17 protein-coding genes and 1 pseudogene are annotated in these 21,179 nt (G+C 44.5%); 13 read left to right on the top strand and 5 right to left on the bottom strand.

Annotation, left to right across the window (positions count from 1 at the left end):
* The 13 genes and pseudogenes from SFV55_RS24365 to SFV55_RS24305 all read left to right on the top strand — a co-directional run.
* A pseudogene (locus SFV55_RS24365) lies at positions 1 to 447 on the top strand (hypothetical protein); the annotation flags it as partial.
* 231 nt (positions 448 to 678) lie between these two features.
* Positions 679 to 3,348, top strand: a complete 2,670-nt coding sequence (locus SFV55_RS24360) for an ATP-binding protein (RefSeq protein WP_320032179.1) — start codon at positions 679 to 681, stop codon at positions 3,346 to 3,348.
* The gene (locus tag SFV55_RS24355; protein WP_320032178.1) at positions 3,345 to 7,763 is read left to right on the top strand and encodes an ATP-binding protein; all 4,419 of its coding nucleotides are present in this window, start codon (positions 3,345 to 3,347) and stop codon (positions 7,761 to 7,763) included. The genes SFV55_RS24360 and SFV55_RS24355 overlap by 4 nt, the downstream gene beginning before the upstream one ends.
* A 52-nt stretch (positions 7,764 to 7,815) precedes the next feature.
* Positions 7,816 to 9,528, top strand: a complete 1,713-nt coding sequence (locus tag SFV55_RS24350; protein WP_320032177.1) for an AAA family ATPase — start codon at positions 7,816 to 7,818, stop codon at positions 9,526 to 9,528.
* Positions 9,529 to 10,859: 1,331 nt separating this feature from the next.
* On the top strand, positions 10,860 to 11,912 hold the full coding sequence (locus tag SFV55_RS24345) for a sensor histidine kinase (RefSeq protein ID WP_320032176.1): 1,053 nt from the start codon (positions 10,860 to 10,862) through the stop codon (positions 11,910 to 11,912).
* A 75-nt stretch (positions 11,913 to 11,987) separates the two neighbouring features.
* Positions 11,988 to 12,290, top strand: a complete 303-nt coding sequence (locus tag SFV55_RS24340) for a helix-turn-helix transcriptional regulator (RefSeq protein ID WP_320032175.1) — start codon at positions 11,988 to 11,990, stop codon at positions 12,288 to 12,290.
* 34 nt (positions 12,291 to 12,324) lie between these two features.
* Complete coding sequence (locus SFV55_RS24335; protein WP_320032174.1) at positions 12,325 to 12,807, top strand: hypothetical protein; 483 nt, start codon at positions 12,325 to 12,327, stop codon at positions 12,805 to 12,807.
* Positions 12,737 to 13,984, top strand: a complete 1,248-nt coding sequence (locus SFV55_RS24330) for a HipA domain-containing protein (protein ID WP_320032173.1) — start codon at positions 12,737 to 12,739, stop codon at positions 13,982 to 13,984. The genes SFV55_RS24335 and SFV55_RS24330 overlap by 71 nt, the downstream gene beginning before the upstream one ends.
* A 37-nt stretch (positions 13,985 to 14,021) precedes the next feature.
* Positions 14,022 to 15,074 carry a PDDEXK nuclease domain-containing protein gene (locus tag SFV55_RS24325; RefSeq protein ID WP_320032172.1) on the top strand — a complete coding sequence of 351 codons (1,053 nt, stop codon included), beginning with the start codon at positions 14,022 to 14,024 and terminating at the stop codon, positions 15,072 to 15,074.
* A complete protein-coding gene (locus SFV55_RS24320; protein WP_320032171.1) occupies positions 15,075 to 15,263 on the top strand; it encodes an ATP-binding protein in 189 nt (62 codons plus the stop codon).
* 31 nt (positions 15,264 to 15,294) lie between these two features.
* Positions 15,295 to 16,320: an alpha/beta hydrolase family protein gene (locus SFV55_RS24315; RefSeq protein WP_320032170.1), complete on the top strand. Its 1,026-nt coding sequence runs from the start codon at positions 15,295 to 15,297 to the stop codon at positions 16,318 to 16,320.
* A gap of 3 nt (positions 16,321 to 16,323) precedes the next feature.
* Complete coding sequence (locus tag SFV55_RS24310) at positions 16,324 to 17,400, top strand: sensor histidine kinase (RefSeq protein WP_320032169.1); 1,077 nt, start codon at positions 16,324 to 16,326, stop codon at positions 17,398 to 17,400.
* 90 nt (positions 17,401 to 17,490) lie between these two features.
* Positions 17,491 to 17,811 carry a hypothetical protein gene (locus SFV55_RS24305; RefSeq protein WP_320032168.1) on the top strand — a complete coding sequence of 107 codons (321 nt, stop codon included), beginning with the start codon at positions 17,491 to 17,493 and terminating at the stop codon, positions 17,809 to 17,811.
* A 17-nt stretch (positions 17,812 to 17,828) separates the two neighbouring features.
* Here SFV55_RS24305 and SFV55_RS24300 read toward each other — a convergent pair whose 3' ends face one another.
* Genes SFV55_RS24300 through SFV55_RS24280 form a run of 5 tightly spaced genes read right to left on the bottom strand, consistent with a single transcriptional unit; the run spans position 17,829 to position 21,025 of the window.
* Positions 17,829 to 18,098, bottom strand: a complete 270-nt coding sequence (locus SFV55_RS24300; RefSeq protein WP_320032167.1) for a hypothetical protein — start codon at positions 18,096 to 18,098, stop codon at positions 17,829 to 17,831.
* Positions 18,099 to 18,142: 44 nt separating this feature from the next.
* Positions 18,143 to 18,910 (bottom strand): MBL fold metallo-hydrolase, encoded by a 768-nt coding sequence (locus SFV55_RS24295; RefSeq protein WP_320032166.1) that lies wholly within the window; start codon positions 18,908 to 18,910, stop codon positions 18,143 to 18,145.
* Positions 18,907 to 19,155, bottom strand: a complete 249-nt coding sequence (locus SFV55_RS24290; RefSeq protein ID WP_320032165.1) for a hypothetical protein — start codon at positions 19,153 to 19,155, stop codon at positions 18,907 to 18,909. The genes SFV55_RS24295 and SFV55_RS24290 overlap by 4 nt, the downstream gene beginning before the upstream one ends.
* A gap of 36 nt (positions 19,156 to 19,191) precedes the next feature.
* Entirely contained in the window at positions 19,192 to 19,617 is a 426-nt protein-coding gene (locus tag SFV55_RS24285) for a hypothetical protein (protein ID WP_320032164.1), read from the bottom strand.
* Positions 19,618 to 19,624: 7 nt separating this feature from the next.
* Entirely contained in the window at positions 19,625 to 21,025 is a 1,401-nt protein-coding gene (locus SFV55_RS24280) for a putative oxidoreductase C-terminal domain-containing protein (RefSeq protein ID WP_413776733.1), read from the bottom strand.
* Positions 21,026 to 21,179 lie beyond the last annotated feature (154 nt).

Genomic DNA, 21,179 nt, shown 5'->3' with positions numbered 1-21,179 from the left:
GTGTTTGAATACCTGATTGCCAACACGGATTGGTCGGTAGAGCACCTGCAAAACATCAAGTTATTGACCCCCGATGGCAAAACCGTCCCCATTCCGGTACCCTATGATTTTGACCACGCGGGGATCGTGGATGCACCTTACGCCAAACCAGCGGAGGAATTAGCATTGAGTTCCGTGCGCGATCGGCGCTACCGGGGCTATTGCCTGGAAGAGGTTCAGCAGTTTGAGCCCGTCATTGCCCATTTCAATGCATTAAAAGACAAAATTTACCAGACTTTTACGGATTGCAGCCTCCTGAATCCCAAATACCTGAAGTCCACTTTGTTGTTCCTGGACGATTTTTATGCGACCATCAACAACCCCAAAAAGTGGCAGAAGGAATTTTTATATCCCTGTGATCCCAATGGGACGGGGCATGTGGTGATAAAGGGATTGAGGGAGGATTGAAAAACTTCTGGCATAATTAGTGTTTGAGAGGGCAGATTTTGGTATTGCCAATCACCATAAAGTTCTGCCCCAATTTCACTATCTTGAAACAGTTCTGGGAAATATTCGCCTTACTCCTTATTGCTAGTTATGAAATACATTCTTGCACTTCTTATTCTGTTTTTTTCGCTGAACACTAAGGCCCAAAAGCCCTCGGTAATGATCATTGATTCCTTGCCACCGCAGGGTATTTTGCTCAATAAAGGTTGGAAATGGCATGCTGGGGATAATCCAGATTGGAGAAAGCCCAGTTTTGATGATAGACAGTGGAAAAAAATTGATCCAACCTCGTTTGTACCTAATCTAAAAAAACTACAGACCAAACAACCTTTATGGCTTCGAATAAAACTTGAAACTTCGCTTAAAACGGCAGCATTATCCATTAAACAATCTGGTGCTACGGAGATTTTTTTAAATGGAAAACGAATAAAATCTTACGGAAAAATTGATCCAACGGGCAAGAATACGCTTGCCTTTACCCCAATTGGCGAATATCTGCTGCTCAATTTGGATTCTTCTACCTCGAACACTCTGGCTATTCGGTACTATTTTCAGCAAGGTATTCGGTATAAGGCCGCTTTTGATGCAAATTACCCTTTATTTTCTAGCAAACTATATTCCATAGATTCATTATCAACCAATCTTGATTACCCAAAATATTTTTGGGAGGGTTTCAACATCGCCATTGGGGTCATTTTCTTTTTGACACACTTCATCCTGTTTTTATTCTATCCACCTACCAGAGCCAACCTCTGGTACAGTCTTTGGGGATTACTTGGAGCATTGAGCGGGTATTGCCTTTTAGCTGAAAAAACCCATGGCGAGTTGTACCTCAAAAATCAGTTTACTTTGCTAAACCTTTTAATCGGTCCCATTGGCAATTTCTTGGTGTTTTATACGGTTTACTTATTGCTCAAGCAATCCCGCAAATTCTTCCTTTGGATCTTCATCACGCTATCTGTATTGGCTACAGTCCAGTATTTCTTATCTGAACACGGAGGTGAATCTCTGTTCAGTCTCTTGGCAACATTGAGCTATGTTCTTTTGGTAATTTATATGGGATATGATGCTTACAAGCAGGCCAACAGAGGTGGTTTGTACGTCATGATTGGCATGTTCGTTTACCTGGTCTCCTGGCTTGTTTTTGTATTGTATTTCGCAGGTAAATTTCATAATGAAGCGATTGGACATATCATTTTTCACGTTGCCACCCTATCTCTTCCCGTCACGGTTTCAACTTTACTGGGATTAGATTTTGGAAACACGAATAGAGTGATGATCAAAAATTTGCAAGACATCAATCGTTTATCTGAGGAGAAACAGCAAATTCTATCATCCCAAAATGAAACACTGGAAAACCAGGTTGCCGAACGCACTGCTGAATTGTCCTCAAAAAACCGAGAATTGGAGATAGAGGCAGCTTTAGAAAGAGTAAGAAGTCGGACTATGGCCATGCAACATTCCAATGAACTTGCCGATGCCTCATTATTATTATTTGAACAAATGAAAAAATTGGGGCTAAATTATTGGACATCTGGGTTTTGTATTTGGAGAAAAGATGGTTCAAATTTAGTTGAAAACTGGATGAATTTTGGGGCTGAAGGAGGAGCTTTACCCCCTTTGCTACTTCCTTACCTAGAGGACGAGGGTCATCGAGGTATTTATGAAGCTTCCTTGAGGGGAGAATTTCTGTATGCACAAAAATTTGAAGGCGAAGCATTAGAAAAGCATTATAATCTAATGATGGCGACTTCGTCTGCACGGTTAGTATTTCAAAAAGCAAAAGAAGCAGGTTTTATTCCTCCCCCAGTTCAATGGAAGTATGCGGCTATTTTTAAACAAGGCTATCTATTATTCGTTGCAATCGAGCCTTTACCCAATATCAGTAATATCGCTCAGCGCTTTGCCAAAGTTTTCGAGCAAACCTACACCCGCTTCCTCGACCTTCAAAAAGCGGAAGCTCAGGCAGAATTAGCAAGGCTCAATTTGATCCAAATCCAAACCGAAAATAAGAGAGCCGAAGATGCTTTGATTGCCCTAAAACAGACCCAAGCCCAACTCATCCAATCCGAAAAACTCGCCTCCCTCGGTGAACTCACCGCTGGCATCGCCCACGAGATTCAGAACCCTTTAAATTTCGTCAACAACTTTGCCGAAGTCAGCGCTGAAATGCTGGACGAGATGCACGAAGAGCTGGAAAAAGGAGATACTACCGAGGCCATTGCCATTGCAACGGATTTAAAAACAAATCTGGAAAAAATCAACCACCACGGCCAACGCGCCTCCGCCATCGTCAAAGGGATGCTGGAACATTCACGCCAGAGTAGAGACGTTGCATGCAACGTCTCTACGGATATCAATGCACTGGCGGATGAATACTTGCGCCTTGCCTACCACGGCTGGCGGGCCAAAGACAATGGGTTCAATTGCAAAATTGAAACGCATTTTGATCCCTATTTGCCCCTGGTTTCGGTTATTCCGCAGGACATTGGGCGGGTGCTGCTGAATTTGATCAACAACGCGTTTTACGCCGTGCAGCAGCGTACGGTAGAGACGTTGCATGCAACGTCTCTACAACATCCCCCATACCAACCAACCGTCACCATTTCCACAAAACGACTGGATAATGCCATTGAAATCCGCGTACAGGACAATGGCAACGGCATACCCGAATCCATCCGCGAGAAAATCTTCCAACCCTTTTTCACCACCAAGCCGACTGGGCAGGGCACAGGCTTGGGGCTGAGTTTGGCCTATGATATTGTGACGAAAGGACATGGTGGGAGTTTAATGGTAGAAAGTGTAGAGGGCGAAGGAAGTACCTTTATCATTTATTTGTCCCTAAAAATAACCCAATCATGAAGTTCTTGATCCCGCTAATGATTTTGTTTGCTCATGCTGCTTTTGCACAACCTGGGCAGGTAGTCTACATCGACAGCCTGTCTCCAGAAGGTCTTTTGCTTCAAAAGGGTTGGCAGTGGCAAGCTTCTGATGGAAGTTGGATATCTGTTGATCCAACCAAAGACATCCAGGATTCCATCCCTTTAATGGTAAAAGAAAAAGTAGGGGTTATCCGGCTATACCTTTCATTAAGCCAAAAGCTAAAAAATATTCCGTTAATCATCCAAATTCAGCATTCCGTGGCCGGGCAGTATTACTTAAATGGACAGAAAATAGCTGAGTTTGGTAAGCTAAGTCAAGATCCAAATGAAGTGATCGCCAAAGACCCTTATTGGCAACCTATCGTTTTTCCGCTGAGAGGCGATACCCTAAATTTGTTAGAGGTACACTTTGCTGTTCAGCCTGATATTCACTATACAACCGTATTTGAGACCGCGAATCCATTGGTATCCATTTATTTGTATGACGCAAATAAAGGGCAACAACTTTATACATCTACTTTGGTGAATTACAATCGATTTGAATACCTTTTGTCGGGTATTTGCTTAATTATTTTTATCATTCATATCGCTTTTTATTTGCTTTACAAAGAGGCCATTGCCAACCTTTATTTTGCTTTATCCAGGATCGTTTATCTTGCAGGAGCGGTATTGCAAAACACTTATTGGTTTTACTTGGGAGCGGTAGAGCAAAAATATTGGATCGGCAATATAGCTTTTGCGGTATTTGTTCTGTCCTTTATTTTAACGATGGTTTCCGCTATTTACTATTTAAAACGAAAATTAGATTGGATAGATAAAATTTTTATTGCACTGTATTTTCCTGTGATAGCCTGTATTTTTCTGATGTACCCAAACGGCTGGCGAATTGCCGCTGCCTTCGAAGTACTCATTATTTTTAATTTAATGAGAATCGCCATTTTGCATAGAAAAGTCCATAAAATGGATGCTACAGTAATTGGACTTGGAGCTTTTATAACGCTTATATTTTTTGCCTTATTTGTTGCAAGTGGCACTTTCCACAATAACAATTTTTTGCTTTCGCTCGATTCTCAGCGAATGATCTATTATATCATTCATGCATTGGCTTTGCCTGTTTCGATTTCCATTTTTTTAGCAAAAAATTTCTCCACAATGGCAATTCGTCTGAAAAAGGAAATTTCACACAACGAAATGCTTTCAACAGAAAAGCAAAAAATTCTGGCCGAACAAAACCAAACACTCGAACGCCAGGTTGCCGAGCGCACACTTGAACTAAGCAGTAAAAACCGGGAACTGGAAATTGAAGCGGCTTTGGAGCGGGTACGCGCTAGGACCCTATCTATGCAAGTGAGCAATGAAGTACTAAACGTAGCAGCTACCCTTTACGACGAGTTACAAAAATTGGATTTCACTTATGGAATCATTGGGATAAATTTTATTAATGGGGAAACTGGTGTGACGGAAACCTGGGTAGCTGGGTTTGGTCAAGATAACTACCCAAAAAGTTACAGCATCCCCTATTTTGACCATCCGTATCAAAAAAGGATGATCGAAGCATGGCGAAATGGAACCCCCTATTTGGTGTATGAGTTGACAGGATCAGAGAAAAAGGATTTTGACGATTTTATGTTTACCCATTCTGACTATCGAACGATGCCAGAGGACGTTAAAGCGCGAATGATCGCTACCGAGTCCGTCACCTTCTCTTTGGCATACATGAAATATGGTGTTTTGCTTTGGGGAGCAGCTACTCCACTTTCAATCCCACTTCCAGAAGAAAAAGCACAGATTTTTCGACGTTTCGCTAAGGTTTTTGAGCAGGTTTATACCCGCTTTCTCGACCTTCAAAAAGCCGAAGCACAGGCAAAGGAAGCGCAAATCGAAGCAGCTTTGGAGCGAGTGAGAAGCAGAACCATGGCTATGCAAAAGAGTGAAGAATTACAAAAAGTAACCTTGGTACTCTATGAGCAGTTAAAAAACTTAGGTTTCAATTTTGGGGCAGCTTCTATCACTTTAATGGATGCTGATACAGGCGATACGGAATGGTGGTTAGAAGGATTTGGAGTTGAATATCAATTTCTGGAAAAATATCATGTCAAATACTTTGACCATCCAGGTCATATGGAGCAATTGGAGCATTGGAGAAAAGGGATTCCTTATGCAGTAATAGAAGTTTCAGGAGACGAAAAGAAGACGTTTGACAAATTCATTTTCAATGAAACTGATTTTGCCCGTGTACCCGAACAAACCAAGAAATTTATGATGCAGTATGAAGCCGTTAAATGGTCAATGGCCTACATGCAATTTGGTGCTTTATCCTGGTCGCCATCCCCGCTGAGTAATGAACAAGCAAATATTCTACAACGCTTCGCCAAGGTTTTTGAGCAAACTTACACTCGTTTCCTCGACCTTCAAAAAGCTGAAGCACAGGCAAGGGAAGCACTGATTGAAGCAGCTTTGGAAAAAATCCGAAGCCGTTCCCTAGCCATGTTTCGAAGTGAGGAGCTTAAAGAAGTGATGGAGGTTATGCTGCAAAAAACGAAAGAATTAGACGTCGCCATGGGCTCTATTGCAATCCAATTTTTTGATGATGAAACCAAAGACAGCGACTTTTGGGTGAGCAACGATATCCAACACATTAGTAAAATTAAGCAACCTTACGATGCAAAAATAATGAGCGGCAATAATTACATGGTGGATTGCTGGGAGGCCAAAAATAAAGGTGAAAACATTATTAACAAACACTATACTTACGAACAGAAAAACGAATGGTTTGACTATGTGTTTGCCCATAATGATTTGGATGCAATACCACAAGTAGCAAGAGATTTTATTAGAGAAGCACCCAATCAGGTTTGCAATCTAATCCTTGAAAAACACTCCGCGTTGTTTGCCGATAATTGGTTTGGGCAAAATTACAGCCCTGAAAAATTAGACACTTTAAAACGTATTGCTAAAGTTTTTGATCAGGCTTACACCCGTTTCCTCGACCTCCAAAAATCGGAAAAACAAGCCCAGGAAGCCATCCTCGAAGCTTCCCTGGAAAGGGTACGCGCCGAAATCGCCTCCATGCGCACACCCGCAGACTTGCAACGCATCACCCCCTTAATCTGGAAAGAACTAATCACATTGAAACTGCCCTTCATCCGTTGTGGCGTATTTATCGTAGAGGAGGACAGCCAAAAAGTGTATACTTATCTCTCCACACCCGAGGGTGAAGCTTTGGCTTCTTTTCATCTAGCCTTTGAAAGCGAGGGCATTACCCCTGGGTTGGTCAAACATTGGCGCAGTCAGCACATTTTTCTGGATCATTGGAGTGAGGAGCAGTTCCGCACCTGGGCTCAAAACCTCGTCACGCAAGGTTTGCTCCAATCCACAGAAAATTTTCTCTCAATTGCTCCTCCCCAACAATTGTACTTGCATTTTGTACCCTTCTTGCAGGGGATGATATATGTTGGAAACAGTACACCCCTGAATCAGGAGCAAATCCAGGTTGTCCAACAGTTGGCCAATGCTTTTTCTGGTGCCTATGCTCGGTACCAGGACTTTACTCAACTTGAAACAGCCAAACTCCAGGTAGAACATACCCTTACTACCTTAAAGGCCACCCAAGCCCAACTCATCCAATCCGAAAAACTCGCCTCCCTCGGCGAACTCACCGCAGGTATCGCCCACGAAATTCAGAACCCTTTGAATTTCGTCAACAACTTCGCCGAAGTCAGCGCTGAGATGCTGGATGAGATGCACGAAGAGCTGGAAAAAGGCGATACTACCGAGGCCATTGCCATTGCTACTGATCTAAAAACAAACCTGGAAAAAATCAACCACCACGGCCAACGCGCCTCTTCCATCGTCAAAGGGATGCTCGAACATTCGCGGGCGAGTACAGGGGTAAAAGAGCCTACCGACCTCAATGCACTGGCTGATGAATACCTGCGCCTGGCCTATCATGGTTTGCGCGCGAAGGACAATAACTTTAATGCGACGATGGAGACCCATTTTGATCCAGATTTGCCCCTGGTTTCAGTCATTCCGCAGGACATTGGGAGGGTGCTGTTGAATTTGATCAACAATGCCTTCTGGGCCATACACCAACGCGACGTAGAGACGTTGCATGCAACGTCTCTACAGGAACCCCAATACCAACCCACGGTCACCATTTCCACACAAAAAACAGCCGATCAAATCATCATCAGCGTCCAGGACAATGGCCCCGGCATCCCCGAATCCATCCGCGACAAAATCTTCCAGCCCTTTTTCACCACCAAGCCGACTGGGCAGGGAACGGGGCTGGGCTTGAGTTTGGCATATGACATCATTAAAGCCCACGGCGGGAGTTTGGATGTAGAAAGTAAGGTTGGAGAAGGCACTACCTTCATTATTCGTTTAGTGTAAATTTGCAAGCTCTGCCAACATTTTGTACTTTTACGAAATAAATACTCAATCGATGATCAAGATTCCATACGGAGAAAGTGATTTTAAAACCTTGATAGCAGGTGAATATTTCTATCAGGATCGAACTCAATTTATGGAGCAGCTCGAAAAATGGAATTCTAAATATCCCGTTTTTTTACGCCCACGCCGATTTGGTAAAAGTTTGTTTATTAGTACCTTACATCACTATTATGGATTGGAGCATAAAGACGAATTTCAAAACCTTTTTGGCAATTTGTACATTGGACAACATCCAACCGAAGCCGCAAATAGTTATCTGGTCTTGCGCTTTGAGTTTAGTGGAATCAATACAGAATCGCATAAAAGCACTTATCAAGGTTTTTTGACGAATGTACTTTATGGCACACAGGTGTTTTTGGCAGCGTATGCTTCCTTCTTTAGTGAATCCGATAAGCAACTCATTTTAGCTGAACAAAGCCCTGAAGCCATCCTTAAGTCTATTTTTAAAACACTAAAAACCAATAATGTAAAGCATAAAGTTTATTTGTTGATTGACGAATACGACCATTTTGCCAATGAACTATTGTCATTTGATCTATCCCGTTTCAAGCGTGATGTGAGTCGAAATGGTTTTGTTCGAAAGTTTTATGAAAGCCTGAAATCAGCAACGGGGGAAGGAATTATTGACCGGATTTTTATCACTGGCGTTTCTCCAATCACCTTAGATTCTTTGACCAGTGGGTTTAACATCAGTAGCAATATTAGTCTGAATCCCATTTTTCACAACATGATGGGCTTTACGCATCCTGAAGTGGAAGCCATTTTACACAAATCGTCGATTCCAAGCGAGAAAATACCCGAAATGATGGCGGATTTAGCAGCTTGGTATGACGGCTATTTGTTTACAGAAGATGCCCATACCTTGTTGTTTAACCCCGATATGGTGCTTTATTTTTTGAGAGAATACGGCATTATGAACAAATATCCTGCGGTCATGCTGGATACCAACGTGATCTCAGATTATCGAAAAATCAAAAATATTTTTAAAATAGGCGGCGAGGAGGAAGCTAAATATGAGATATTGGAAACGCTAGTGGAAAAAGGATACATTGATTTCCCCCTAACCCATTTGTATAATCTGGAAGCAGAATTTACGGAAGACGATTTTTTAAGCTTGCTTTTTTATATGGGCATGCTCAGTTTTAGAGAGGTGTCCGACATCGGCTGGCGCTTCGAAGTGCCCAATTATGTCATCAAAAAACTCTACTTTGAGTATTTCACGGCCATTTTTTTAGCCAAAACCCGCTTCGCCAAAACCAAAAGACCGATTGCCCAAACCATTTCAGCTCTCATCAGTCAAGGCAATCCTGAACCTTTCTTCAAAATTGTAGAATACGTTTTAGCCGAAAACCACTCCAACCGGGATGAATTGTCCTACGGCGAAAAACATTTACAAACCTTGATGATTGGCCTCCTGTTCCCTTATGAATCCTATTACATCCATAGTGAATACGAAAGCAAAAAAGGCTATCCCGACATCTTCCTGGAAAGAATGCCCAACCGTCCCATTAAATACGACATTGTTCTGGAACTGAAATACGTCAAAAAATCAGCTAAAAACACCCTGGAAAAGGTGATCGAGCAAGCCGAAAGTCAACTAGGGGAATACATGCGCAGCGAACGTTTTTCGCGCCCCGATGTGCTTGGCTTTTATGTGGTTTTCCTGGGCGGCGAAGTATACCAATGGCGAGAATGGGGAAAATAGGGTGTGAAAGTGTGAGTGTGTAAGTGTGGGTGCGTGACTGCCTTGTGCCGGATCAATAATTACTGTTTGTTCCATTCCATTCGGAGGCCATTTCCTGCCATCCGGAAACAGATTCCTGTCATTCGGAAGACCCGCCTTGTATCCCTCCTTACTACGGGGCATCTTTGTACCATCAACGGCATTATTTGTGTATTTTGCAAATGGCATTTACTCCGATAATCCACCCCCTAAAACCCTATGCCATGCGAATTTCACTGCTTTGTTTGTTTTTATTTCCCTCGCTTGCCTTTGCTCAAAAAAGGGAAGTTTTTCGCATCGACAGCCTGCCTAAAGAAGGGATTTTGCTGAACCAGGGCTGGAAATGGCATGCAGGGGATAATCCGGAATGGGCGAAGGTTGAGTTTGATGATGCAAATTGGCCATCAATAAATCCAGGTTTAGACATTCAGAATTCTTTAGTCCAGATACCTAAATCTGGTATATGCTGGATGCGACTTCGCTTCTCGGTAGACAGTAAAGTGCAAAAGGACATACTTGCATTGTTGGTTAAACAATCTGGTGCGACTGAAATTTATCTAAACGATACAAAGATTCAAACATTTGGCATTTTGGATGATGATCCACAAAAAGTAAAAGCTTTTGATCCTAATTTAAAACCCATATTGTTCCCGATTAATAAAAATGAACACCAAGTTTTGGCTGTAAGGTTTGCACTTCAATCTAGTATAAAGTATACTTCTATTTTCAATACCAAAAATCCATGCTTTTCAGCAAGTATTAAAAAATTCGATCTAGCTTTTGAAGACTATACCAAAGATACCAATATCGCTGCCAGGTATTTTGGGATCGCAGTTGGCGTGCTTTCACTATTGAGCATAATTTATTTTATCATATTTTTCTTTTACAAGGATCAAAAAACCAGTCTATATTTAAGTTTGTTTTTTTTGTTTCAATTGTGCTTTTTTATTGCTCAGGTCTACATTGATCAAAAACAACTAAGTCTACGCTTTTATTCACTCAATTTAGCCTTTATCACAAATATGGCTTCCAATCTTAGCTTGATCGCTGCGATCTATGAATTGTTCAAGAGCCAAAAAGACTGGAGTTTTTGGTTTTTATTTTTTTTAGTACTTCCAGCAGAATTTCTCAATCTAGGGTATAATTGGGGGTGGCATTTTGGTACGTCATTTTTCGGAGTTCTTGTAAAATTAAAGATTATACACATTACTTTTCAAGCTGTACACGACAAAAAAAAGGGGGCTTGGCCAATTACAGTAGCCAGTTTGATTCATTTCAGCACCTATTTTCTATTTGTATGGACAGCAAATTTATTGACAAATTTTCCAGCTGTTTCCGCCATACTGTATATCCTGTATTACGCCAGTCTTCCCCTCGCTACTGCCATCTTTTTAGGATTTGATTTTGCTTATACCAACCAGGTACTCAAACTTAAATTGAAAGAAGTACACGAACTTTCAAAAAGAAACTTAGAACAAGAACAGGAAAAAAAAGAGATTTTAATCGCCCAAAACGAAACGCTCGAACGCCAGGTTACCACTCGCACGGCCGAGCTCAACCAATCCCTCGAAACCCTCAAATCCACCCAAGCCCAACTCATCCAATCCGAAAAACTCGCCTCCCTCGGTGAACTCACCGCGGGCATCGCCCATGAAATACAAAACCCGCTGAACTTCGTCAACAACTTCGCCGAAGTGAGCGTAGAAATGCTGGACGAGATGAAAGAAGAAATAAAGGCTGGCAATACTTCCGAAGTTATTGCTATCGCCGATGACTTGGAGCAAAACCTCAGCAAAATCAACCACCACGGCCAACGCGCCTCCGCCATCGTCAAAGGGATGCTCGAACATTCGCGAACCAGCTCAGGTGTGAAAGCACCCACCGACCTCAATGCACTAGCCGATGAATATTTGCGCCTGGCGTATCATGGCCTGCGGGCAAAAGACAGTAGCTTCAATGCGGTGATGGAGGCCCATTTTGATCCAGATTTGCCCAAAGTCTCGGTCATTCCACAAGACATTGGGCGGGTGCTGCTGAATTTGATCAACAATGCTTTTTACGCGGTGACAGAAAAGGCAAAGGAAGGAATAGAAGGTTATCAACCTACTGTAACCATAAGGTCCCAAAAACTGGAAAATGCCATTGAAATCCGAGTGGAAGACAATGGCAATGGTATTCCCGAATCCATCCGCGACAAAATCTTCCAACCCTTTTTCACCACCAAACCGACTGGACAAGGAACGGGCCTGGGGCTGAGTTTGGCGTATGATATTGTGACGAAGGGACATGGGGGTATTTTAGCCGTCGAAAGTCAAAACCAGGTAGGCTCAAAACTCATCCTTTCCTTGCCTGTAAATAATCGTTAAGGGTCAAAATTGAGAAAAAATATGTTGCGTATTTTATGCAAAAAGATTAAATTTGCTAATAATAAACAACATTTTATGAAAAGTAAAAAACAAGTACTTTTTCCAAAGCATTTAAAAATCTTCGAACAAGTTGGGGCGAACATCAAGTTGGCTCGGAAAAGACGGAAACTGACCACCATTCAGGTAGCCGAACGAGCCGACATCAACCGTGCTACACTTTATCAAATAGAAAAAGGGAACCCAGGAGTGTCCATGGGTGCTTATTTCAATGTGATGCGGGTACTGGGTCTACAGGATGACTTTTTAAAGCTGGCTGCGGACGATGAATTAGGTCGAAAACTTCAGGATTTGGAGCTATTAGGGGCAATAAAAAAATAAGTGTTCATTTTGCCCCACTACTTAGCAAAGAGAAATGAGTGCAAACAAAACGGATATTTGGGTGTATGCCCATTGGTTGGGGATGAAAACGCCCAAAATGGTGGGTATACTTTCGGCACATCAGGCGAAAGGCAAAAAAGCTTTTGGCTTTGAATACGCCCGGGATTGGGTACAATCAAAAGAACAATTGCTGCTCGACCCTGACATCGGATGGTTTTCCGGACCACAATTCCCCAATGGGAAAGAAAACTTCGGCGTTTTTCTTGATTCCATGCCCGACCGCTGGGGGCGCACCCTCATGAAACGGAGGGCTGCACAATTGGCAAAAGAGGCTGGTAAACCCACTCCAACCCTCTACGACATTGATTTTTTACTCGGCGTACAAGATGAGAGCCGGATGGGTGCCTTGCGCTTTAAAACTGATCCTGATGGCCCTTTTTTGAGCGATGCGACACACTACCCAATCCCCCCCCATTTCATCGATCCGGGAGTTACAACAGGCTGCCCAGATCATTGAGTCGGATGCAGAAAACAAGGAGATCAAAAAATGGTTGGCCATTCTGGTTGCTCCGGGTTCATCTCTGGGCGGTGCCCGCCCCAAGGCCAATGTGCGGGATGAACAAGGCCATCCCTGGATCGCAAAATTTCCTTCGCAACACGATGAAGTGGACAAAGGTGCCTGGGAATTCCTGCTCTATAAGTTGGCCCTGGCTGCCGGGATTGTGATGGCCGAATCTCAAATCATGAAAGTAAGCGGCAAACACCATACTTTTTTAACCAAACGTTTTGACCGGGCGCAAGGTGAACGCATCCACTTTGCCTCGGCGATGACCATGACCGGAAACAACGAAGAATCCCTAAAAACCTATACCCCGAGTTACCTCGACCTGGCAGAGTTCATCCGGTTTTCTGGTGTAAATATCAAAGCCGATTTGCAGCAGTTGTGGCGGCGGATCGTCTTTCACATTGCCGTTTCCAATGCCGACGACCACTTGCGTAACCACGGTTTTTTGTTGTCTCCCAATGGTTGGAAACTCAGCCCTGCTTACGACCTGAACCCCTCTACCGACAAGGACGGACTGGCATTGAACATCGACATAGACAGCAACGCACTCGATTTTGAACTGGAGAAAATCAACCATCACGGCCAGCGCGCCTCCGCCATCGTCAAAGGCATGCTGGAGCATTCGCGGGCGAGTACGGGGGTAAAAGAGCCAACCGACCTCAATGCACTGGCGGATGAATACCTGCGACTGGCGTATCACGGCTTGCGAGCGAAGGACAATAGTTTTAAAGCGACGATGGAAACCCATTTCGATCCTGACTTGCCCAAAGTCTCTATCATCCCCCAGGATATTGGCCGGGTGCTGCTGAATTTGATCAACAATGCGTTTTATGCTGTAACGGAAAGGGCAAAACAAGGAATTGAAGGCTATCAACCTACTGTAACGATAGGCTCTCGAAAGCTGGAAAATGCCGTTGAAATTCGGGTTGAAGACAATGGGAATGGCATACCCGAAGCCATCCGCGACAAAATCTTCCAACCCTTCTTCACCACCAAGCCAACCGGGCAAGGCACAGGTTTGGGGCTGAGTCTGGCGTATGATATTGTGACCAAAGGGCATGGCGGGACTTTGGACCTGAATTCAAAAACAGGCGAAGGATCGGAATTTATTATTTTGTTGTCTCGATAAACAAGAACCAATTTCAGGGTAAACAAAATCAACAGTCATGGACGATAATTTTCCAGTAAGTGATCCAGATGCTACTCCGGCGTATAAAAGCCTGCCGGGCAAAATCTCGGAAACCTATACATATGGGCAGGTAAAAGCAACCCATGCTGTAAACGTTCAGTTGCTCGAAACTTACTGGCAAATTGGTCAACACATTGTAGAGTTTGAACAAGGCGGTAATGTGCGGGCAACTTATGGTAAAGCATTAATCAGCACCTTGTCCAGAGATTTGACTTTATTGCATGGTAAAGGATTCAGTCGAAGCAACATCGTGTACATGAGGTTGTTGTACCTTCGCTCCCCAATAAGTCAGAAGCCTTCTCACCAATTGAGTTGGTCACATTTTGTGGAGTTGTTAAAAATAGATGATGACCTGGAAAGAAAATTTTACGAAAATCAAAGCATCGCTGAAAAATGGTCGGTTCCACAACTGAAAAGACAAAAAGATACTGCACTTTTCCAAAGAATCGCGCTGAGCAAAAATAAAGCAGAAATTTTAAACCTTTCAGCCGAAGGTCAGCAAATATCCAAACCCACTGATATTCTGCGAGACCCCTATGTGTTTGAGTTTCTCAAAATCCCTGAAGAACAACTCCCTTCAGAGCAGGAACTTGAAAACCTCTTGAGCAACAACCTACAACAGTTTTTGTTGGAACTCGGTAAAGGTTTTACCTATGTAGGCAGGCAATACCGCATGACCATCAACAACAAGCATTACCGGGTTGACCTGGTTTTTTATCACCGGATACTCCGCTGTTTTGTACTGTTCGATCTCAAAATAAATGAAGTGCAGCATGGTGATATCGGCCAAATGAACCTTTATCTCGGCTATTTCGCCAATGAAGAAAACACCGAAAGTGACAACCCGCCCATTGGCATCATCCTGACCAAACACAAAGATGAACTACTGATCGAATATGCTACTTATGGCATGAGCAGTCAGTTATTTGTGAGTAAATATCAGTTGTATTTGCCAGATAAAGCTGATTTGATTGCGCTGGTGAACCATACCTTGCGCAGTGAAGAAGGCGATCATCAAAAAACAGAATAAATGTTTGAAAGCATCTGCGACAAAATTTTCCAGCCCTTTTTCACCACCAAGCCTACTGGGCAAGGCACCGGTTTGGGGCTGAGTTTAGCCTATGACATTGTGACCAAGGGGCATGGGGGGACTCTCAACGTCGACTCTACTGAAGGTGAAGGCAGCAATTTTATCCTAAGCCTTCCCACTCTACCGTAAAATGTTTATTTTGACAAAAAAACACCAACACATGCGTGCATTGAATTTCATTTTTGTATTGAGTTTGATCAGCTCAATCGGCGTTGCCCAAACCCCCGACCTTTCCGCGCAGATCAAAGCCCTCGAAGACCGCTTGCAATTTTTGGAACAAGGTTTATCCAAACAGGTAGACGACCTGATGTGGCACCAAAAATTGGGCGACATCGCCACCATCGACAAAGTGCGGTACACCAGCAAACCACCTCACGTAGTGAGCAACCCTACGGGCCAAGGGGCCAAAAACCCACTGGTGATCCAGGCCTACACCTTTATTCCCAAAAAATTCCCCTCGACCACCAAGTTGCCATTAATGGTACTGATCCACGGGGGCGTACATGGCGACTTCAATACCTTCAATGCCCACATCGTTGCTGAATTGATTGATCAGGGGTACATCGTGATCGCGCCAGAATACCGAGGCAGCACTGGGTATGGCGCGGGTTTTTACCGCCAAATCGACTACGGCGATTACGAAAACGACGACGTGCTGGCGGGCAAACAATGGGCCGTAGAAAACCTGCCCCAAGTCGATCCCGCTCGTGTCGGCATCATGGGTTGGAGCCATGGGGGCATGATTACGTTGATGAACATTTTTGAACATCCCGAAGAATACAAGGTGGCTTATGCCGGAGTACCCGTCAGTGATCTGATTGCCCGCATGGGCTACAAAACACAGCGCTACCGCGATGAATTTGCGGCCCCTTACCACATCGGCAAGGATGCCAACGACAATGTGGCCGAATACCGCCGCCGCTCTCCGGTCTGGAATGCCCAAAAGCTCAAAACGCCCCTCCTGATTCACACCAATACCAACGATGAAGACGTCAACTCCCTGGAAGTGGAAGCCCTGATCAATGCCTTAAAAGCCCATGGTAAAAAATTTGACTACAAAATTTACCAGGATGCGCCGGGAGGGCACATTTTTAACCGCATTGACACCAAGTTGGCCAAAGAGTCCCGAATAGAGATTTACAAATTTTTAGCTCCCCACCTGAACCCACCCAATGCCCCCAAATAGCCCATGAGCAACAAACGCAAAATATTGATCGTAGATGATGAAGCAGACATTGAGCTGCTCATCCGCAACAGGTTCCGGCGCCAAATCCGGGACAATCAATACGAGTTTGTCTATGCCCAAAATGGCATCGAAGCCCTTAACAAACTCCGGGAACACCCCGACCTGGACATGGTGTTCAGCGACATCAACATGCCGGAAATGGATGGCCTTAGCCTGCTCCGCGAAATCAACAGTGTCAACCCCTTGTTGCGTACGGTCATGATTTCAGCCTACAGTGACATGGCCAACATCCGGCAGGCCATGAACCGAGGTGCTTTTGACTTCATTGGCAAGCCCATCGATTTTGAGGATTTTGAAAACACCTTATCCAAAACGCTACAATTTGTCGAGCATTTCAAAACCTCCTACCAGGCCATCGAGGAAAACAGCATCCTGAACCTGCGTACCCAGGAACTCGCCAAAAAAAACCAGGAAATTGAATTGCTACTCAAAGAAATTCACCACCGGGTCAAAAACAACCTGCAAACCATCTCCAGCTTACTCAACCTCCAATCGGCTACCATCAGCGACCCCGCAGCCCTCAAGGCCGTGCAGGAAAGCCAGAACCGGGTGCGCTCCATGTCACTCATCCACCAAAAATTGTACCAGGACAAAAACCTAGCTACCGTAGAAATGAAAGACTACCTGGAAGCCCTGGCTCAAACCCTGCTGGATACCTACGGGAATATGGAGGGGCGGGTAAAACTGCACTTCCCAATGACTGAGCTGGAACTGGATGTGGATACGGCCATTCCGCTAGGTTTGATTGCCAATGAGCTGATCACCAACTCCCTGAAGTACGCTTTCCTGGAGGGTCGCGAGGGCAAGATTGAGGTGAGTTTAATTTTGGAGGACGACCAAGAGTATTGCCTGCGGGTTGCCGATAATGGGCTGGGCATTCAGGATCATGGGAATGAAAATGGAACTGGTTTCGGCAGTCGTTTGATCCAATTATTGGCCATTCAACTCAATGGGCGGGTTGAAATTCAGGACGATGGAGGGGTAACGACCCTTGTCAAATTCCTACCCTCAAATGTGTAAACGCAATGAATACTGCCATCAATGACGTTGAAATTCTGGTCGTAAAAAAGATTGACCTATCTTTGATGAGTAGGACTAAAATTGACTTAAATGCCATTTGCCAAATGCCCAAATTGTGGTCAAGGTTTTCATTTACACATAAAAGACACTCCTGTCTGGCCAGATGAGCCTCATCAGGAAAAAGAAATGCTTTGCCCAGGTTGCTGGCTGGACGTAAAGGTGGGTGATCAGGTTTACCTCATCGGCGAAAAGCCTTTAAGATTTCATCCTGATAATTTGGGAATTGTACTTGAAAAAATCGGGTCAGACCCATTACTATTTCGTGTTCAATTTGGGGATAGAACGGAGTTGTTGCCCCGAGACAAAATTTATGGCGACCTCAAGCAACGTTATCCATCAACCAATCTTTAAGCAGTTGCAAATCGGGCCTAATGCCAGGGTCCCTTGTGCGTAATCATGGCAATGAAGAACAACAATGCAAAAAGTGAAACCCCTATTGCCGGTGCCCCCGCCAACCACAAGGCCAGATTAAACCGATAAAAACTCAAAACGATGGCAGCCACCATCAGCCCAAGTAAGCCCATGAACCTTTGGCGGTACATTCGTCTTTTGTTGGATTTCACCACAAAGGCTTCGTGGCCCAACATCAATAGAATAATGGCATCAATGCAGAGGAAGAGGGCGAATAAGATTTTCATGTCCCAGGCATTCAGGTGTTAAACAAAGGTGCCAAAAGGTTGCCTTACAACTCAACTACTCCGTAATCCTCAACAGCCATGTAATTGGCCTGCTTTTCCAATACTGTGGCCGCACCAGGATAAAAAGTACGGGCAATCTTTGGAACTAAACCCTTGGCATACTTTTGCTCATCGTGGGTGCTGATGATGTGTCGGGGGTTCAGAATTTGTGCCAATTTTTGCAAAACGCCTAGCCCTAAATTGACCGTTCCACCCAGAAAAAAAGGCAAATGGTACTCCGAAACAGTAGTGATGAGCACATGAATCGGGTATTGTTTCAGTACTGCGATTTGTTTGGCGTTGGGTACAAAGCCATGTGGCGCGTAAAAAACATTCTCCTCGTTCGGGCTCAAGATCAATAAGGCATTGTGCACCTGGTCCAATAAAGAAGCCATGCGAAACTGGGCAAAGCGCAGCTCACCCAAATTCCAAAAGCCATTTTTGTATTCAGGAATCGTTTGGAATGCCCGGCTTTGCCCAAAGGTTTTCCCCAGCCTTTTACGCGCAGCGGGTACCGCGGCGATGGGGATTTCAGGAGAGAGTAGTTGTAAAGTTTCTTCGTGACAATGGTCGGAAAAAGGTTGGGAAATGATGATGTGATCGATTTTCCCCAAGTCCTCAATGGGCACAGGTGGAGTCGCATGCCATTGCTCATTGAACCAGGAAAAGCCGTCAATTTCACTGCCTGTGAGCCAGGGATCGAGGAGAAGAGTCCGGTTGGCGATGGCGATTTTCCAGGTGGTGTCTTGGTTGAGGCGTTGGAGGCTGATCATGGCTTGGTTTCCAAATACTGTTGAATGATCCAATCTTCTGCTTCCACCGGTGAGATTTCGCCTAGGGAGTTGACGTATCCTTTGTGGAAATCAGGTTCAGATTTTAAAAAGACGTGGTATCCTTCCCCCTGGAAAGGCACAGCTTCATAGGGCGAAGCTTCCAGGATTTGGGTGCGCTCATCTGGAGATAAGGAACGAATTTTTTGTTGGAGTTTGAGTCGGGCAAAGTATCTTTTGAACAACATTGTGAAGAATTTCGGTACTTGAATATTACGATTTGCCTATTGCACCCCACTCGGCACCCTTACCAAATTCTCCAACACCAAACTATCCACCGCTTCCACCTGCGCAGTTTCTTCATTTTTTTTAGGCCAAAGGTGAAACCCACCCGTCATACTTGGGGTGATTTCCCAATTGCCCCAAATGCCGTTTTCATCCACATTGCCGTCGTAAAAAACGGTGTGGGTCGCGTAGTATTTGGTCATTTTGCACCAAAGTCCTTCGGTGTCATAAATGCCCTTCCACACAAATGGCCCGATGTTGTCGCTCCCACCACCGCTGACTTCATTGTTGGCAAAATTGAGCGAAAAATACATCTTGAATTGTTCCGCGCCTGGGCCTTGAGCGTGGGTATAAAAACCTTCCCATTCCCCGCTGGGAAAGAGCGGATGGGTTTCAGAAGCATTGTTTAAGTCCAAAGGGTCCATGATTATGCTATTTGTTTCTACTCAACTCATACGCTTTAGTCGTAACGTAGTACTTCGCCAGCATATTGGGTACTTCCCATTCGGGCAATTTACCTTGCGTCAAATATTGCAAATATTTTTCGGTTACCTGAGCGAAATGTGCCTCGTGGCCAACGTTGTAGGATTCGGGAATGATGATTTTCCAACCCTTATCGGTTGCTTCGTAGCTTAGTCCTTTGAATTTTCCACTGTTCAAGCTCGCTATGGCGGCTTTTAGCGCGGCTTCTGCACTACTGCGGTCCACATTGGCCAGGGGCTCAACATACAGCACTGGGCGGTATTTCTCCGCAGCTCCTTGGCGGATGATCAGATTGGCTTTGGTGCCCCGCATGATGGAGAAGTGGGTGTCACCCGCGCCATCTGGAGCCTGGAAATTCCAAATCACCGATACTTTGGCGTGGACACCTTTTACACTAAAATGGGTTTCGCCGTTGGCAAACACTTTTACTGTTGAGTCTTTGGTCAGGTCTTTTTTCAAAAAACCAGGGAAGCCGGGCAGGGCGGTTACCTGTTTGAATTGCTGACTCGTCAACTCAGTGGCACTGCGTTTGGCGGCCTGCAACTGAATGTCTTTGGTGTAACTGATGCTTTGTTCAGGGAAACATTCCCAGAGCACGAGGTCCACCAGGTGAGTCGATACATCTACCACCCCTTCGCCTTGCTGCTCTACATCAAAAAACCAGGCTGGACGAATCAGCGGTGCACCCGATACGAATTTGAAAAAATGGTGTACACTTTCCTTGGTGATGGCGGGATTATCTGGCGTTCCTTTTTCCAGTGTACCAAACAGCGCAGGCGTTTGAGAAAGTTCTCGTTGCAGAATGGTACTGATTTCGTAGCGTTCGGTCATGATGTCGTAGAGCAGTACCCCTTTTTTTTCAGCCAACGGAAAAAGCGCCTTGAGTCGCTGAAAATCAGCAGGTTTGATAGCCATCGGTTTATCGGCCAGTACATTTACACCGGCATCGATACAGGATTGGATGTAATGCGTTTTCTGGGCGTTGTTCCCAGAGATCACCACTACATTTCCAGGTTTTTCACTGAGCATTTTAGCCAAATAATCCGGCCCGGTATAAACTTTGGAATTCCAATGTGTCGGGTTTTCCGGGCGTTTGTTGTAGCTGTCGATGCGCGCCAGGTGGGCTTTCAATTCGGGTCCATCTGGCGCATAGATATAAACGGTTGAATCAACCTGGGTGTAATTGTTTTTTTGCACCAAGGCCGCATGGAAATGCCCGGGATCGAGGGTCATCAGCTTGATTTCGTTGGCGGCACCACTGAGTTTCATGCTACTGGTTTTCTCTTGGGTTTGAGAATTTGAACAGGCGCAAAGGCCAGCGAGGAGGAGAAAAAGGAATGATTTGTGCATTTTTTTCATTTATCTATTTCTTTAGCAAAGGCAACGATTGTTTGATTTGGCTGCGCCAAATATTTTATAACCGCAACGGCGCGACGGCACGACGATTCATTTGGCTCCGCCAAATGTGTGACGTAAAACGACGTAAAAGTGTGCGAAGCATACG

Source organism: Haliscomenobacter sp. (assembly GCF_033763495.1).
Taxonomy (GTDB): Bacteria; Bacteroidota; Bacteroidia; order Chitinophagales; family Saprospiraceae; genus Haliscomenobacter.
The sequence above is the reverse complement of the archived record's forward strand: the minus strand, read 5'-3'. Positions and strand labels throughout refer to the sequence as shown.

What these genes read in the sequence shown, in the direction of transcription:
- SFV55_RS24355 (WP_320032178.1), top strand. Translation starts at nt 3,345, where the DNA reads ATGAAGTTCTTGATCCCGCTAATGATTTTGTTTGCTCATGCTGCTTTT.
- SFV55_RS24350 (WP_320032177.1), top strand. Translation starts at nt 7,816, where the DNA reads ATGATCAAGATTCCATACGGAGAAAGTGATTTTAAAACCTTGATAGCA.
- SFV55_RS24340 (WP_320032175.1), top strand. Translation starts at nt 11,988, where the DNA reads ATGAAAAGTAAAAAACAAGTACTTTTTCCAAAGCATTTAAAAATCTTC.
- SFV55_RS24335 (WP_320032174.1), top strand. Translation starts at nt 12,325, where the DNA reads ATGAGTGCAAACAAAACGGATATTTGGGTGTATGCCCATTGGTTGGGG.
- SFV55_RS24330 (WP_320032173.1), top strand. Translation starts at nt 12,737, where the DNA reads ATGCGACACACTACCCAATCCCCCCCCATTTCATCGATCCGGGAGTTA.
- SFV55_RS24325 (WP_320032172.1), top strand. Translation starts at nt 14,022, where the DNA reads ATGGACGATAATTTTCCAGTAAGTGATCCAGATGCTACTCCGGCGTAT.
- SFV55_RS24320 (WP_320032171.1), top strand. Translation starts at nt 15,075, where the DNA reads ATGTTTGAAAGCATCTGCGACAAAATTTTCCAGCCCTTTTTCACCACC.
- SFV55_RS24315 (WP_320032170.1), top strand. Translation starts at nt 15,295, where the DNA reads ATGCGTGCATTGAATTTCATTTTTGTATTGAGTTTGATCAGCTCAATC.
- SFV55_RS24310 (WP_320032169.1), top strand. Translation starts at nt 16,324, where the DNA reads ATGAGCAACAAACGCAAAATATTGATCGTAGATGATGAAGCAGACATT.
- SFV55_RS24305 (WP_320032168.1), top strand. Translation starts at nt 17,491, where the DNA reads ATGCCATTTGCCAAATGCCCAAATTGTGGTCAAGGTTTTCATTTACAC.
- SFV55_RS24300 (WP_320032167.1), bottom strand. Translation starts at nt 18,098, where the DNA reads ATGAAAATCTTATTCGCCCTCTTCCTCTGCATTGATGCCATTATTCTA.
- SFV55_RS24295 (WP_320032166.1), bottom strand. Translation starts at nt 18,910, where the DNA reads ATGATCAGCCTCCAACGCCTCAACCAAGACACCACCTGGAAAATCGCC.
- SFV55_RS24290 (WP_320032165.1), bottom strand. Translation starts at nt 19,155, where the DNA reads ATGTTGTTCAAAAGATACTTTGCCCGACTCAAACTCCAACAAAAAATT.
- SFV55_RS24285 (WP_320032164.1), bottom strand. Translation starts at nt 19,617, where the DNA reads ATGGACCCTTTGGACTTAAACAATGCTTCTGAAACCCATCCGCTCTTT.
- SFV55_RS24280 (WP_413776733.1), bottom strand. Translation starts at nt 21,025, where the DNA reads ATGCACAAATCATTCCTTTTTCTCCTCCTCGCTGGCCTTTGCGCCTGT.